The following is a 12,880-nucleotide window of genomic DNA, read 5'->3' as shown; positions in this document are numbered from 1 at the left end:
CGGGGGCACGGGCGGGGGCGTTCAGGGGGCGGCAGCTCACCGGAGCCGCGGGGCACCAGCTCCACCGGCACCCTGAGCCGCCGCGCCTCCCGCGCCGGGTTCAGCAGCAGGTCCACCGCGCCGCCGGCCAGGCGGGAGATGTCGTAGCGGACCACCGTCACCCCCGGGTTGAACACGTCCGCCAGCGCGAAGTCGTCGAACCCCACGTACGCCGGCCGCTCCGGCCGCTCCCGCAACGCCTGCAGGATCCCGATCGCCGCCCGGTTGTTGGTGGCGAAGAACGCCGTGGGCGGCGCGGGCAGGTCGAGCAGCCGGGTGACCTCGCGCGCGACCCGCCACGGCTCGAACTCCCCCCGCACCACCAGCGCCTCGTCGGCCGGCACCCCCGCCTCGGCCAGGGCCGTACGGTAGCCGGTCGCCCGGTCGTGCACCGAGCTGAGCCCGTCGTCGTCGGAGATCAGCGCGATCCTGCGGTGCCCGCGGGCGAGCAGGTGCCCGGTCGCGGCCCGGCCGCCCCACTCGTCGTCGAGCAGCACGACGTCGGCCGCGGCGAGGCCGCGCGGCACCCGGTCGACGAAGACCGTGGTGAGGCCCGGGTGCTCGGCCAGCCAGCCGTGGTCGGCCGCCGACGGGACGACGATCAGGCAGTCGACGCCGCGCGCGTACATGGACTCGATGAGCATGCGTTCGGTGTCGGCGCTCTCCTCGTACGAGCCGAACACGACGAGCGCCTCGTGCCGCGCCGCGGCGGCCTCGACCGCGGCGGCCAGGCGGGAGGAGAACTCGTTGGAGATGTTCTCCATCACCAGGCCCAGGGTCAGCATGGTCGCGCCCCTGGCCAGCCGGGCGGCGGCCTCGTTGCGCCGGTAGCCGAGCGTGCTGATCGCCTCCTGCACCCGCTGCTGCAGCGAGGCCCTGACGTGCGGCTCCTGGTTGACCACCCGGGAGACGGTCTTGAGGCTCACGCCCGCCTGCCGGGCCACGTCCGCCATGGTCGGCTTCCGTGTTGTCATACTCTGCCCCCATGGATGATGAATGGATCTGTGGCCGGCTGGGCGAGGACGAGCCCTGGATGCTGGGCGCGGTCAACCCGCCGGTGTTCGAGAACTCGTTGTTCACGTTCGCGACGGCGGAGGAGTTGGGCGAGGCGCTCAAGGACGAGGACGAGCGTTACGTCTACTGGCGGGGCACCAACCCGACGGTCGATCTCGCCCAGCGCAAGCTCGCCGCGCTGGAGCGGGGGGAGCGGGCCAAGTGCTTCGGGTCGGGCATGGGCGCCATCTCGGCGACCGTCTCCTCGCTCGTGTCGGCCGGGGACCACGTGCTGGTGCTGGGCGCGGTTTACGGGCCCACCACCCAGTTCCTGCGCTACCTGGAGAAGTTCGGGGTCACGCATACGCATGTCGATGACCTCGCGGGGGGTGACAGCGCAATCAGGGCGAGCACTCGCCTACTTTACTTCGAGTCGCCTTCCTACATGGCCTTCCAGGTGGTCGACCTCGCCGAGGTGACGGGGTGGGCGCGGGAGCGCGGGCTGGTGACGGTGATGGACAACACGTGGTCCACGCCGCTGTTCCAGAAGCCGCTGACGATGGGGGTGGATCTCGTGGTGCACTCGCTGTCCAAGTACGTCGGCGGGCACAGCGACCTGGTGGGCGGGGTGGTCGTGGGCCCGGAGCGGCTGATCAGGCCGCTGGCGCGCACGGAGTACCAGCTCTACGGCGCCGCCATGTCGCCGCACGACGCGGCCAAGGTGATCAGGGGCCTGCGGACGTTGCCGGTGCGGATGGCCGCGCACCAGGAGCGGGGGCTGGCGGTGGCCGCCTTCCTCGACGGCCATCCGGCCGTGCGGGCGGTGCGCCATCCGGGGTTGCCTTCGCATCCGGGGCACGCGCTGGCGGTGCGGCAGATGACGGGGTTCTCCAGCCTGTTCAGCCTGGTGCTGGACACGGAGTCGCGGGAGGAGGTCGCCGCCTTCATCGACAGGTTGCGGCATTTCCGGATCGGGGTGTCGTGGGGCGGGTTCGAGAGCCTGGTGAACGCGCCCGCCCTGTCCACCGAGGAGAGCGTACGGGCCACCATGGGCATCCCGGTCGGCCTCGTCCGGCTCTCCGTCGGGCTGGAGCCCGCCGACACGTTGATCAAGGATCTTGAGCTGGCGTTGGAGGCGCTGTCCGCCACCCGTTACTGACAGCGCTGTCCGGCGGAGGGCCGGTAAGGGGGTGAAAGGGATGACCGACCGCTCGTCGCGCTATACAGACCTTTCACCGCAGGCCCTCCCCAACTAATCGCCGGACCTCAGCGGCTCGCCGAACAACCCGCCTCCGGATCTCCACGACGGGTAGGTTGCGCTCTTACGTTGGGCGTGATCCGCATCACAGTGGAGGTCTCGTGACGACCAGAGAACATGACGCATCGGTCTATGAACAGGTGCAGGAGAGCAGTGAGTTCCAGGACCTGAAACGGCGCTTCCGGCGCTGGACGTTCCCCATGACCGTGGCGTTCCTCGTGTGGTACCTGCTCTACGTGGTGCTGTCCGGATGGGCGCGCGGCTTCATGGGCATCAAGCTGCTCGGTGACATCAACGTCGGTCTGGTGTTCGGTCTGCTGCAGTTCGTGTCGACCTTCCTCATCGCGTGGGCGTACGCCAGGCACGCCGAGAGGAAGCTCGACCCGATCGCCGACAAGCTGCGCCACGAGGTGGAGGAGAAGACCCAGTGAGCTCGACGACCCTGGGGATGATCCTCTTCCTCACCTTCGTGGCCGCCACCCTGGCGATCACCTTCTGGGCCAGCCGCCAGACCAAGACGGCCGCCGACTACTACGCGGGCGGACGGTCGTTCACCGGCGTGCAGAACGGCCTGGCCATCGGCGGCGACTACATGTCGGCCGCCTCCTTCCTCGGCATCGCGGGCATCATCGCGCTGTCGGGCTATGACGGGTTCCTGTACTCGATCGGCTTCCTGGTCGCCTGGCTGGTGGCGCTGCTGCTGGTGGCCGAGCTGATGCGGAACTCCGGCAAGTTCACCATGGCCGACGTGCTGGCGTTCAGGATGAGCCCGCGCCCGGTCCGTACGGCGGCCGGCGTGTCCACGATCGTGGTCAGCATCTTCTACCTGCTGGCCCAGATGGTCGGCGCGGGCGCGCTGGTCGGCCTGCTGCTCGGCATCACCGGCGAGGCGGGCAAGGCGTGGACGATCATCGGCGTGGGCGCGCTGATGGTCATCTACGTGGTGTTCGGCGGGATGAAGGGCACCACCTGGGTGCAGATCGTCAAGGCCGTGCTGCTGATGGGCGGCGCCGCGCTGGTGACGCTGCTGGTGCTGGCGCAGTTCGGCTTCAACCTGTCGGCCCTGCTCGGCCAGGCGGCCGCGGTCAGCGGCCCCAAGGCCGACCCGGGGAGCTTCCTCATCCCCGGCCTCAAGTACGGCACCGAGGCGCAGGGCATCGCGGGCAAGATCGACCTCATCAGCCTGGGCCTGGCCCTGGTGCTGGGCACGGCGGGCCTGCCGCACATCCTCATCCGCTTCTACACCGTCCCCACGGCCAAGGACGCCCGCAAGTCGGTGCTCTGGGGCATCGGCATCATCGGCGTCTTCTACCTGCTGACCCTGGTCCTCGGCTTCGGCGCGGCGGCCCTGGTCGGCAAGGAGACGATCACCAAGGGCGACGCGGCGGGCAACACCGCCGCGCCGTTGCTGGCCCAGCGGGTCGGCGAGGAGATCTTCGGCCCGTTCGGAGGCACGATCCTGCTGGCGCTGATCGGCGCCGTGGCCTTCGCCACCATCCTGGCCGTGGTCGCCGGTCTCACCCTCGCCTCCTCCTCCAGCTTCGCCCACGACCTGTACGCGCACGTCTTCAAGCGCGGCCAGGCCAGCGAACGCCAGGAGGTCGTGGTGGCCCGCGTCTCCGCCCTGGTCATCGGGGCCGTCGCCATCGGGCTCGGCATCCTCGCGCAGGGCCAGAACGTGGCGTTCCTGGTGGCCCTGGCCTTCGCGGTGGCGGCCTCCGGCAACCTGCCCGCGATCCTCTACAGCCTGTTCTGGAAGCGGTTCAACACCGCGGGGGCCGTGTCGGCCATCTACGGCGGCCTGATCTCCGCCCTGGTGCTGGTGATCTTCTCGCCGGTGGTCTCGGGCAGCCCGACGGCGCTGTTCAAGACGGCCGACTTCGCGCTGTTCCCGCTGAGCAACCCCGGCATCGTCTCGATCCCGCTGGGCTTCCTGTGCGGCTGGCTCGGCACGATCCTCAGCAAGGAGCACAACGCCGCCAAGTACGCCGAGATCGAGGTCCGCTCCCTGACCGGGGTGGGCGCGGAGAAGGCCACGGAGCACTGACGATCCACCCCCTTCGAGGCTCCTTTCCAGGCTCCTTTCCGAGGAGGGCGCCCGCTCCCTGCCACGGGGCGCCTGCCGGACGAGGGCCCGGCCGCCGGAACGGCCGGGCCCTCCCCGGCGCGGCCAGGGGGCGCCGGAGCCATCAGACCGTGCCGCGCACGGGGTCGATGATCTCGTCGACCAGCCACCGCGCGACCCGCGGGGGATAGGGGCCCCGGAGGCTCAGCACGATGTGCGTCATGCCCGCGGCGACCAGTTCGGTGACGGCCTCGCGGTCGGCGGCGGGGTCGTCGTAGGAGACGATGTACTGCACGGAGCGGGTGATCGTCCGCGGGTCCCGGCCGATGGCCGCGCAGTGGTCGTCCAGAACGGCGCTGCGCTCGATGACGTAGTCCAGCGTGTTGTGCGGCGGCCCGGGGACGTTCCAGATGTCGGCGTGCTCGGCGACCACGCGGAGCATCCGGTTGCCCCAGCCGCCGATCAGCAGGGGCGGGCCCGGCCGCTGGACGGGCTTCGGCTCGTTGCGGTTGCCGGTCAGGGTGTGGTGGCGGCCGTGGAAGTCGAAGACGTCCCGCGTCCACATGCCGCGCAGGATGGCGATGGTCTCCTCCAGACGCGCGATGCCTTCGGCGGGCGGCACGAGCGTGAGGCCGTACGCCGCGTACTCGGCGGCGGCCGGATTGTCACCGGCCTCCGGCGGTTGCACGGTGCCGCCCACGCCGAGGCCCATGATCAGGCGGCCACCGGAGATCACGTCGACCGTCGTGGCGATCTTGCCGAGGACGGCGGGCGGCCGGATGCGGTTGCTCGTCACGAGCAGGCCCAGGCGCAGCCGCCGCGTCCTGGCGGCCAGGGCGCTCAGCAGCGTCCACCCTTCGAGGACCTGGCCGTCCTTCGGGCCGGCGATCGGCATGAGGTGGTCCCACAGCCAGGCGTCCGCGATCTCGGGCAGGCCGTCGGCCTCCTGCCACACGCGGAGGATCTCCTCGTAGGGGACCCGCATCGGGGTGGTCTTGATCCCGAACGTCAGGGGGGCCGCGGAGGTCGCGGCGGGGGAGTGCAGGTCGGACATGGTTGCCAAACGCCCTTCGAGTCGACGCGCCACCATGGGCGGCGACGCGATCGACACTCTAGCTGATCGTCAGTGTGACTGACCATCAGCCTCGATACGCTATGCCCATGACGCGCGACACGCCGCCCGAGGTCCTCACCTCCCGCCTCGGCTACCTGCTCAAGCACGCGTACCTGCGGCTGAACGAGGAGTCCTCGCGGGCCTTGGCGCCACACGGGATCGACGGCCGCGAGCTGGCCGTGCTCGCCGTCCTCGACGCGCATGACGAGCTGTCCCAACTGGAGGCGGCGGGCAAGCTGGGCGTCGACCGCACCACGATGGTGGCCCTGGTCGACGCCCTGGAGGGCAAGGAACTCGTCGAGCGGCGCCGCAGCCCGCACGACCGGCGCAAGAACATCGTCCAGCTCACCCCGGCGGGACGCGACCGCCTGCGGGACGCCGAATCCGCCCGCCAGGAGGTGGAACGCCGGTTCCTCGCCCCGCTCTCCGGCACGGACGCCGCGCACCTGGTCCGCGCCCTGCAGTCCCTGGTCGGCGCCCCGGCGAGCTGACAACCGGTGACCATCTCCGCCGCCCTTTCCCGATATCGTGGAACCCTCGTTGAAACTCTGCGGAGTCGTCCCACCCGACCCTCGACCAGGTGAGGTACGTCATGCCCGGCGCGCGGCTCCGCCCGGTGGACCTCGCGCGCGAGCACGGCCTGTCCACCCAGGCGGTCCGCAACTACGAACAGGACGGCATCCTGCCGCCCGCCGGGCGCACCGCCAGCGGCTACCGCGCCTACACCGGCCTGCACGCCCAGGCCCTGCGCGCGTTCGTCGCCCTGGTGCCCGGCTTCGGCCACCAGGCGGCCACGGCGATCATGCGGGCGCTGAACGAGGGCGCGTCCGACGAGGCGCTGAGACTCATCGACGAGGGCCACGCCCAGCTCCTCGACGACCGCCGCACCCTCCAGGCCGTCGAGCAGGCGCTCCGCACGCTGGTGCCCGCCTCCCAGGCACCGGAGCCCGGGGAGCCGGGGGAGACGGGGGAGCGCGGGGAGACCTTCATCGGACCGCTGGCCCGGCGGCTCGGCCTCCGCCCCGCGACGCTGCGCAAGTGGGAACGGGCCGGGCTGGTACGCCCGCGCCGCGACCCGCGTACCGGCTACCGCGTCTACACGGCGGCCGACGTACGGGATGCCCGGCTCGCCCACCAGCTCAGACGCGGCGGCTACCTGCTGGAGCAGATCGCCCCGCTGCTCGCCCAGGTGCGCGCGGCGGGAGGCCCGGAGCCCTTGGAGAGCGCCCTGCGCGACTGGCGGACCCGGCTGTCGGCCCGCGGCCGGGCGATGCTCCGGGGCGCCGCCGAACTGGACGCGTACGTGAGCCGCCGCGACGGCGGGTGACCGTTTCTGTCGGTCCCGGCTGGCAGGCTGTGCCGCCATGGACATCGCACAGTTCTGGACGCTGATCGAGCGGGCCCGCGACCAGGTTCCCGACGCCGACGACGATCAGGCCGTGGCGTCCACGGCCACCGCCCTGCTGTCGGCCCGCCCGGCCGCCGAGATCGTCGCGGCCCAGCAGGCGTTCTGGGACGTCATGGCGGCCTCCTACCGGGCGCCGCTGTGGGGCGCCGCCTACCTGATCAACGGCGGCTGTTCCGACGACGGCTTCGACTACTTCAGGGGCTGGCTGGTCACCCAGGGGCGCGAGGTGTTCGAGCGGGTCGTGGCCGACCCCGACACGCTCGCCGAGCTGCCGGTCGTCCGCGCCGCGGCGGCCGAGGGCGGAGAGCTCGACTGTGAGGAGATGCTGGGCCTCGCCTGGCGGGCGCACCTCCAGGCGACCGGAGAGCAGCTTCCCCGCGGCTCCTTCACCGTCCGCTACCCCGCCCTCGACCCCGCCTGGAGCTTCGACTTCGGCGACGGCGCCGAGGTCGCCCGCCGCCTGCCCCGGCTCGGCGCCCTCTACCAGTAGGACTTCCCGGCCGAGGGGAGGCCGGGCCGCCCTTCGGAGCTTTTCCGTAATCCCGGAAAAACCCGGCCGAAACCCATATTCTGCGGGGCGTGCAAACCTCCCTCACCTTCGCCGACCTGCTCGACGACGCCGCCCTGCTCTCCCTGGAACACCAGCTCCACCTCGAAGAGGTCCTCGGCAGCCACAACTGGAACGTCGACCTGCAGCAGCAGCGCTTCGAGTTCACCGGCGCCCGTACGATCACCTGCACCGCCTTCCACCTCCTCGGCAGTGCGGCCCCCGGCCCGGCCTCGTGGTTGTGGGCCTGGGCCAACCCGTCGGGCTTCCCCGAGCCCGTGGTGGCGGCGTCCGCGAGCCTGCGCGACTTCGGCCGCCAGCACGGCATCGCGGAGCTGGCCTCCGCCGAGGTCCCGTTCAGCGCGCTGCCCGGCTCGCCGGCCGACCCCGCCCACGCCGCCGGGCTCCTCACGGAGGTGGCCAAGGCGGTGACCGGCCGCTGGACCTCCTACAGCGGAGACGCCGGTGGCGGCACCCGGGCGGCGTTCCTCGTGGAGCACCCCGACTTCCGGCTGCCGCCGCCCGAGCCGGCTCGCGTGATGCGCGTCATCCAGCAGGCGCTCGCGGGCCTGCCGCTCACCGACCATCGGCGCGCGCTGCACAGCTACGCCGCCAAACGCGGGCTCAGCGCCGACTTCGGCGTCCAGCGGGCCGGACTGGCCGGGCCCGGCTTCGAGGCGGTCGTCGAGTTCGACGAGTACGGTCGCGTGGCGGGCATCAAGGCGACCATGACCTCCCCGAACGCCGGCTAACCCGGCCGTCCGCCGGTTCGGGCCACCCTGTCGGGCCGCCGCGTCGAACGGCCGCGTCGAACGGCCGTCGGCGAGGACGAGTTCGGGGAGTCCGTCATGTGGGCCACATCGGACGACGTCTAGATCTAGGCTGTGGTGGCGTGACAGCTACGAACATGCCGCCCAAACACCGCTTCCTCGTGCTGCACGACTACGGCATGGGCGGTCTGTGGTGGTGGATATGGGCGCGTTCCGAGCGGGAGCTCGTGGAACGACTGGCCGAGGTCGAGGTCGTCGGCAGCCCCGACGCCGTCGCGCGGGCCGAGACCTGGGACCTGGACGAGGTGGACATCGACGCCGACCGCCTCCCGGCCGGTCTCGACGGCCTGCGCGCCAAACGCGAAATCCAGCGCTCGCGTCCCGGCTTCGGCGCTCTGGCCGGCCGGGACCTCGTGCACCTGCGCGAGGCATGGGAGGACGAGCACGGTGTGACGATCTACCTCGCGGAGGTCGGGCCCGACGGGCGCCGCCTCCGCCAGGTGGAGGTGTCCCCTGACGGCACCGCGGTCAGGAGCGCGCCCGCGGACTGGGTGCTGAACCCGCCGATCGTCGACCTCTTCGATCCCGAGGTGGCGGGCAAGGAGATCGGCCGGGAGGAGTTCGAGCGCGCCTGGCGGCACGCCCGCCCGGAGACCGACCCGGCCATCGGCCCCGTTCATGAGCCGGTCCACGAGCCCCGTCCATGAGCCCTGTCCATGAAAAGGGGGCTCGACGGCCGTAGCCGCGAGCCCCGGAAGAGGGCGGACCCTATGCCTCGGACACCGGAGGGCTTAGCTGCCGACGGGCTCGGCGCGGAGCCGGGCCGAGTGCTTGACCAGGCTGATCAGCACCTCGCGGCTCGACTCGCGCTTGCGGGCGTCGCACAGGATGATCGGGATCGACGGGTTGAGCTGGAGCGCCAGCCGCACCTCGTCCATCTCGAACGTGGGCGCTCCCTCGAAGCAGTTGACCGCCACCACGAACGGCGTGCCCCGCCGCTCGAAGTAGTCGACCGACGGGAAGCAGTCGGCCAGCCGCCGGGTGTCGGCCAGGATGACGGCACCCAGGGAACCCTCCGCCAGTTCGTCCCACACGAACCAGAAGCGCTCCTGGCCGGGTGTCCCGAACAGGTACAGAACGTAGTCGGTGCCGAGCGTGATGCGGCCGAAGTCCATCGCCACGGTGGTGGTCCGTTTGGCCTCCACCGAGGTCAGGTCGTCGACGCCGATGCCTCTGTCGGTCAGCACCTCCTCCGTACGCAGCGGCCGGGTCTCGGAGACCGCGCCCACCATCGTCGTCTTGCCCGCGCCGAACCCGCCGGCGACGAGGATCTTGATCGCCGTCGGCAGGCGCGGACGCTCAGAGCGAGCGAAGACCATCGAGCACCGCCCTGTACATCTTCATGTCGTGCATGTCCACCTCGGATCGCGGTTCCTGCGCAGAGACGAGTTCGCGGTCGAACAGATCGCCGAGCAGCACCCGGATCGTGCCCGCCGGCAGATCCAGGTAGGCGGCTATCTCGGCGACGGACTTGGGTTCGCGGCAGAGCTGGAGGATCCTCAGATGCTCGGGGTCCAGCCCCGCGTCCGGCCCCGGCGGCGGACCCACCGCCAGGGCCATGGAGATCAGGTCGAACCTGCCGTGGGCAGGCTGGGTACGGCCACGCGTGACGACATAGGGCCGGATGATCTCCGGGTCCACCCAATGCTCGTCCGTGGGCTCGTCCGCGCCTCTCACCGGTCGCTCCTGGCGATGGCCTCGGCGGTGCGGGCGCCCGAGGTGAGGTACTGGCCCACCCGTGCGACCAGCATCGCCATCTCGTACGCCACCAGCCCGATGTCGACCTGCTGAGCGCACAGTACGGCCAGGCAGGCGCGCTCGCCCGCCGTGGTCACGATGAGGAACTGGTTCTTCCACTCCACGACGGTCTGGCGCACCGGCCCACCCGAGATGTGCTCGGAGACGCCCTTGGCCAGGCTCTGCAGCCCGGAGGCGACGGCGGACAGGTGTTCGCCGTCGGTCCGCTGCAGATCGGCGGACGAGGCCATCAGCAGGCCGTCGGACGACAGCACGATGGCGTGGTCGGCTTCCTTGATACGACCGACGAGGTCGTCGAGCAGCCAGTTGAGATCGGTGCCTGCGGTGGGGGTCATGCCTCACCGTCCGGCTGCTCGTCCATCATCTCGGCGGCTCGCGAACGGCCGAGACGGGTGCCTGACTGCAGGGATCCCATCATCGCGCGGATCTCCTCGGGCGAGCGCTCGTCATCGTCCTCCTCGAGATCGGGCTGCGTGGGCATGTCGTCACGCAGTGCTGGCGCCAGGTTCGCCTGGGGCACGCGCAGCGGCAGCCCCGACGGAGTGAACTCGGCCACAGGCTGCTCCGGTTCGGCCTGTATTGCGGTTGGTGCTGGTTCGTTGGCGGGCTTCGACACGGGCTCGGGCGCGGGGGGCGGCACCGAGGTCGGCTTCCTGATCGGCATCGGGGCGGGTGCGCTGGTCCCAGGGGCGGTCCTGGGGTTCGCTCCCCGGGCGCTTCTGGGCGCGGGGCGCGGACCCTGGGTCCGCTCAGGCGCGGGCGTCTGGGCCGGGACCTGGCCGGAGCGCGTGGGCTTGAGCGTGCGCACGTTCTCCGCCACGGGCAGCCGCGCGGCCGTCGCCACGGCGGGCTGACGGCGCGGCAGCCGCTCCCGCTCGTCGCCGTCCTGCGGGTCCGGGGACGGGTCGAGCTGGACGAGCTCCTGCGGCAGCAGCACCACGACCGTCGTGCCGCCGTACGGCGACGACTTGAGCACCACCTGGATCTCGTGGCGTCTGGCGAGCTGGCTGACCACGTAGAGCCCCAGGCGGGCGGTGCCCGAGATACGGAACTCGGGCGGGTCGGAGATGCGCTCGTTGGCCGCGTCGAGGTCCTCGGGCTTCATGCCCAGGCCGCGGTCCTCGATCTCGATCACGTACCCGTTGGCCACGAGCTGGCCGCTGACCTGCACGTTCGTGTACGGCGGCGAGAACGACACGGCGTTCTCGATCAGCTCGGCGAGCAGGTGGATGACGTCACCGACGGCCCGGCCGACGAGCACCACTTCGCCCATCGGCATGAGCGAGACCCGGGTGTAGTCCTCGACCTCGGCCAGGGCGCCGCGGACCACGTCGACCATGGGGACCGCGCGCCGCCACGTACGGGCGGGGGCCGAGCCGGACAGGACGATGAGGTTCTCCGCGTTGCGGCGCATGCGGATGGCGAGGTGGTCGAGCCGGAAGAGCTCCTTCAGCTCCTCGGGGTCGGTCTCACGCCGCTCCATCACGTCGAGGACGGTGAGCTGGCGGTGCACCAGGCCCTGCGTTCTGCGCGCCAGGCTGAGCAGGATGTCACGGATACTGCGGCGCAGCTCGGCCTGCTCGGCGGCGACGGAGATGGCGGTGTGCTGCACCGTGTTGAACGCCTGGCCCACCTGGCCGATCTCGTCGTCACCGAAGTCCAGCGCGGGCGCCTCCTTGGCGACGTCGACCTCCTCACCGTGGCCGATGCGGTCGACGATGCCGGGCAGCCGGTCGTCGGACAGCTCGTGCGCGGCGTCACGCAGCTTCTGGAGCTGCGCGAACAGGTTTCGGGCCGTGGTGATGGACAGGAGGACCGAGGCGATGACCGCGAGCAGGCCGAGACCGCCGGCCAGGATCAGCCGGACGACGACGCCGACGGCCACCGGTACGGTCCGGTCCACGACGCGGTCGCCCGCACCGAGCACCATGGCGTTGAAGTCGGCCAGGAAGCGTTCGGTCGCCGACTTCCACTCGCCGGCGGTGAACGGCATGGTCAGGGAGTTCGGGTCATGCTCCATCACCTGTCGCTCCAGGTTCTGGAGCCGGAGGGCCGACTGTCCATCGGCCAGTTTGTCGTAGACGGCCTTCTCGGAGTCAGGAAGGTCGGCCGCGGCTTGTTCGGCGGTGATCCGCCAGGCGCCCACGTCCTGAGCGAATTGCGCCTGCGTGGCGAAACTCAACCGCCCCTCAGCCAGGGCGCTGGTGAGGAGAGCGTCTTCGCGGGTGAGGAGCTCTCTTGCCCGGCTCAGCGCGAGGAGGGAGCGGACGTCTTTGGAGAGGCCCTTGTCGTCGAGAGTGGCCAGTGAGCCGTAGAGGCCGTAAATAGGGTCGATGACGTCGTTGTACGCGGTCGACGTCTGGACTCGGTTGATCCGGCTCGCGTCGATGCCCTGGCGGATCGTGTCGAGTGAGTCCAGCTTCGTGAGCATCTCGGCGAGCTGCCGGTCACCCTGGTCGTCCAACGCCAGGCTGGCCGTTCCTGAGCTCGCTGATTCGCGGAAAATGGCGAGAAGGCGGTCGGTCTCCTTGCGCTGAGCTTCGAGCTCTTTGCGGGATTTGGCCGACTTCTCGGCTAACGTCACCATCGAAAACCTGCGCTCGTCCTGTAGCGAGACGAGCAGCGGATCACTGGGAGCTGACACGGAGGCATCGAGTTGGGAGACCCACAAGAGGTTGACTCCCTCTCGAAGGGTGACCCACGCAGCGAAGGCCCACAGGGCCGCCAGGGAGAGCAGCATCGCCGTGATCTTGGTTCGCAGCCGCGTCTTGCGGAAGCGCATTACACCCACCCTGTGAAAGTCACACGTTGTGCGCCAGTCACCTGGCGCGCGGTGACGCTGGACATAGTATCGATCAAGGAACTCTA

General features: G+C 70.8%; 13 protein-coding genes and 1 pseudogene. 8 read left to right on the top strand and 6 right to left on the bottom strand.

Features of this window, described 5'->3' with window-relative positions; genetic code table 11:
• Positions 1-53 precede the first annotated feature (53 nt).
• Positions 54-992 (bottom strand): annotated as a pseudogene (locus tag ACZ6S0_RS02395) (LacI family DNA-binding transcriptional regulator); the annotation flags it as partial.
• 32 nt (positions 993-1,024) lie between these two features.
• Between ACZ6S0_RS02395 and ACZ6S0_RS02390 the strand changes: the two are divergent.
• The 3 genes from ACZ6S0_RS02390 (at position 1,025) to ACZ6S0_RS02380 (ending at position 4,337) form a co-directional block, all read left to right on the top strand.
• Complete coding sequence (locus ACZ6S0_RS02390; RefSeq protein WP_465912789.1) at positions 1,025-2,191, top strand: trans-sulfuration enzyme family protein; 1,167 nt, start codon at positions 1,025-1,027, stop codon at positions 2,189-2,191.
• 200 nt (positions 2,192-2,391) lie between these two features.
• Complete coding sequence (locus ACZ6S0_RS02385; RefSeq protein ID WP_465912788.1) at positions 2,392-2,721, top strand: DUF485 domain-containing protein; 330 nt, start codon at positions 2,392-2,394, stop codon at positions 2,719-2,721.
• A 17-nt stretch (positions 2,722-2,738) separates the two neighbouring features.
• The gene (locus ACZ6S0_RS02380; protein WP_465913373.1) at positions 2,739-4,337 is read left to right on the top strand and encodes a solute symporter family protein; all 1,599 of its coding nucleotides are present in this window, start codon (positions 2,739-2,741) and stop codon (positions 4,335-4,337) included.
• A 142-nt stretch (positions 4,338-4,479) separates the two neighbouring features.
• Here the strand turns inward: ACZ6S0_RS02380 and ACZ6S0_RS02375 are convergent, their stop codons facing one another.
• A complete protein-coding gene (locus ACZ6S0_RS02375) occupies positions 4,480-5,409 on the bottom strand; it encodes an LLM class flavin-dependent oxidoreductase (protein WP_465912787.1) in 930 nt (309 codons plus the stop codon).
• Between the two features lie 107 nt (positions 5,410-5,516).
• On the opposite strand from ACZ6S0_RS02375, the gene ACZ6S0_RS02370 reads away from it, so the two are divergent.
• From ACZ6S0_RS02370 to ACZ6S0_RS02350, 5 genes are all read left to right on the top strand, one after another.
• Positions 5,517-5,960, top strand: coding sequence for a MarR family winged helix-turn-helix transcriptional regulator (locus ACZ6S0_RS02370; protein ID WP_465912786.1), 444 nt, complete (start codon positions 5,517-5,519; stop codon positions 5,958-5,960).
• 101 nt (positions 5,961-6,061) lie between these two features.
• Complete coding sequence (locus tag ACZ6S0_RS02365) at positions 6,062-6,796, top strand: TioE family transcriptional regulator (RefSeq protein ID WP_465913371.1); 735 nt, start codon at positions 6,062-6,064, stop codon at positions 6,794-6,796.
• Between the two features lie 37 nt (positions 6,797-6,833).
• Positions 6,834-7,367: a DUF4240 domain-containing protein gene (locus ACZ6S0_RS02360; protein WP_465912785.1), complete on the top strand. Its 534-nt coding sequence runs from the start codon at positions 6,834-6,836 to the stop codon at positions 7,365-7,367.
• An 89-nt stretch (positions 7,368-7,456) separates the two neighbouring features.
• Positions 7,457-8,176 (top strand): DUF6882 domain-containing protein, encoded by a 720-nt coding sequence (locus ACZ6S0_RS02355; RefSeq protein WP_465912784.1) that lies wholly within the window; start codon positions 7,457-7,459, stop codon positions 8,174-8,176.
• 140 nt (positions 8,177-8,316) lie between these two features.
• Positions 8,317-8,901, top strand: a complete 585-nt coding sequence (locus tag ACZ6S0_RS02350; RefSeq protein WP_465912783.1) for a hypothetical protein — start codon at positions 8,317-8,319, stop codon at positions 8,899-8,901.
• A gap of 84 nt (positions 8,902-8,985) precedes the next feature.
• Here ACZ6S0_RS02350 and ACZ6S0_RS02345 read toward each other — a convergent pair whose 3' ends face one another.
• The 4 genes from ACZ6S0_RS02345 to ACZ6S0_RS02330 are packed head-to-tail and all read right to left on the bottom strand — an operon-like array spanning position 8,986 to position 12,794.
• Entirely contained in the window at positions 8,986-9,573 is a 588-nt protein-coding gene (locus tag ACZ6S0_RS02345) for a GTP-binding protein (protein WP_344874992.1), read from the bottom strand.
• The gene (locus ACZ6S0_RS02340) at positions 9,554-9,895 is read right to left on the bottom strand and encodes a DUF742 domain-containing protein (RefSeq protein WP_344874990.1); all 342 of its coding nucleotides are present in this window, start codon (positions 9,893-9,895) and stop codon (positions 9,554-9,556) included. Before ACZ6S0_RS02340 ends, ACZ6S0_RS02345 begins: the two co-directional genes overlap by 20 nt.
• Positions 9,896-9,927: 32 nt before the next feature.
• A complete protein-coding gene (locus ACZ6S0_RS02335) occupies positions 9,928-10,347 on the bottom strand; it encodes a roadblock/LC7 domain-containing protein (RefSeq protein WP_465912782.1) in 420 nt (139 codons plus the stop codon).
• Complete coding sequence (locus ACZ6S0_RS02330) at positions 10,344-12,794, bottom strand: sensor histidine kinase (protein WP_465912781.1); 2,451 nt, start codon at positions 12,792-12,794, stop codon at positions 10,344-10,346. Before ACZ6S0_RS02330 ends, ACZ6S0_RS02335 begins: the two co-directional genes overlap by 4 nt.
• Positions 12,795-12,880 lie beyond the last annotated feature (86 nt).

The organism is Nonomuraea sp. NPDC051298 (genome assembly GCF_055586305.1).
This window is presented reverse-complemented; position numbering and strand designations above follow the sequence as displayed.

Coding starts and splice junctions, on each gene's coding strand:
- ACZ6S0_RS02390 (WP_465912789.1), top strand. CDS start 1,025: ATGGATGATGAATGGATCTGTGGCCGGCTGGGCGAGGACGAGCCCTGG.
- ACZ6S0_RS02380 (WP_465913373.1), top strand. CDS start 2,739: ATGATCCTCTTCCTCACCTTCGTGGCCGCCACCCTGGCGATCACCTTC.
- ACZ6S0_RS02375 (WP_465912787.1), bottom strand. CDS start 5,409: ATGTCCGACCTGCACTCCCCCGCCGCGACCTCCGCGGCCCCCCTGACG.
- ACZ6S0_RS02370 (WP_465912786.1), top strand. CDS start 5,517: ATGACGCGCGACACGCCGCCCGAGGTCCTCACCTCCCGCCTCGGCTAC.
- ACZ6S0_RS02365 (WP_465913371.1), top strand. CDS start 6,062: ATGCCCGGCGCGCGGCTCCGCCCGGTGGACCTCGCGCGCGAGCACGGC.
- ACZ6S0_RS02360 (WP_465912785.1), top strand. CDS start 6,834: ATGGACATCGCACAGTTCTGGACGCTGATCGAGCGGGCCCGCGACCAG.
- ACZ6S0_RS02345 (WP_344874992.1), bottom strand. CDS start 9,573: ATGGTCTTCGCTCGCTCTGAGCGTCCGCGCCTGCCGACGGCGATCAAG.
- ACZ6S0_RS02335 (WP_465912782.1), bottom strand. CDS start 10,347: ATGACCCCCACCGCAGGCACCGATCTCAACTGGCTGCTCGACGACCTC.
- ACZ6S0_RS02330 (WP_465912781.1), bottom strand. CDS start 12,794: ATGCGCTTCCGCAAGACGCGGCTGCGAACCAAGATCACGGCGATGCTG.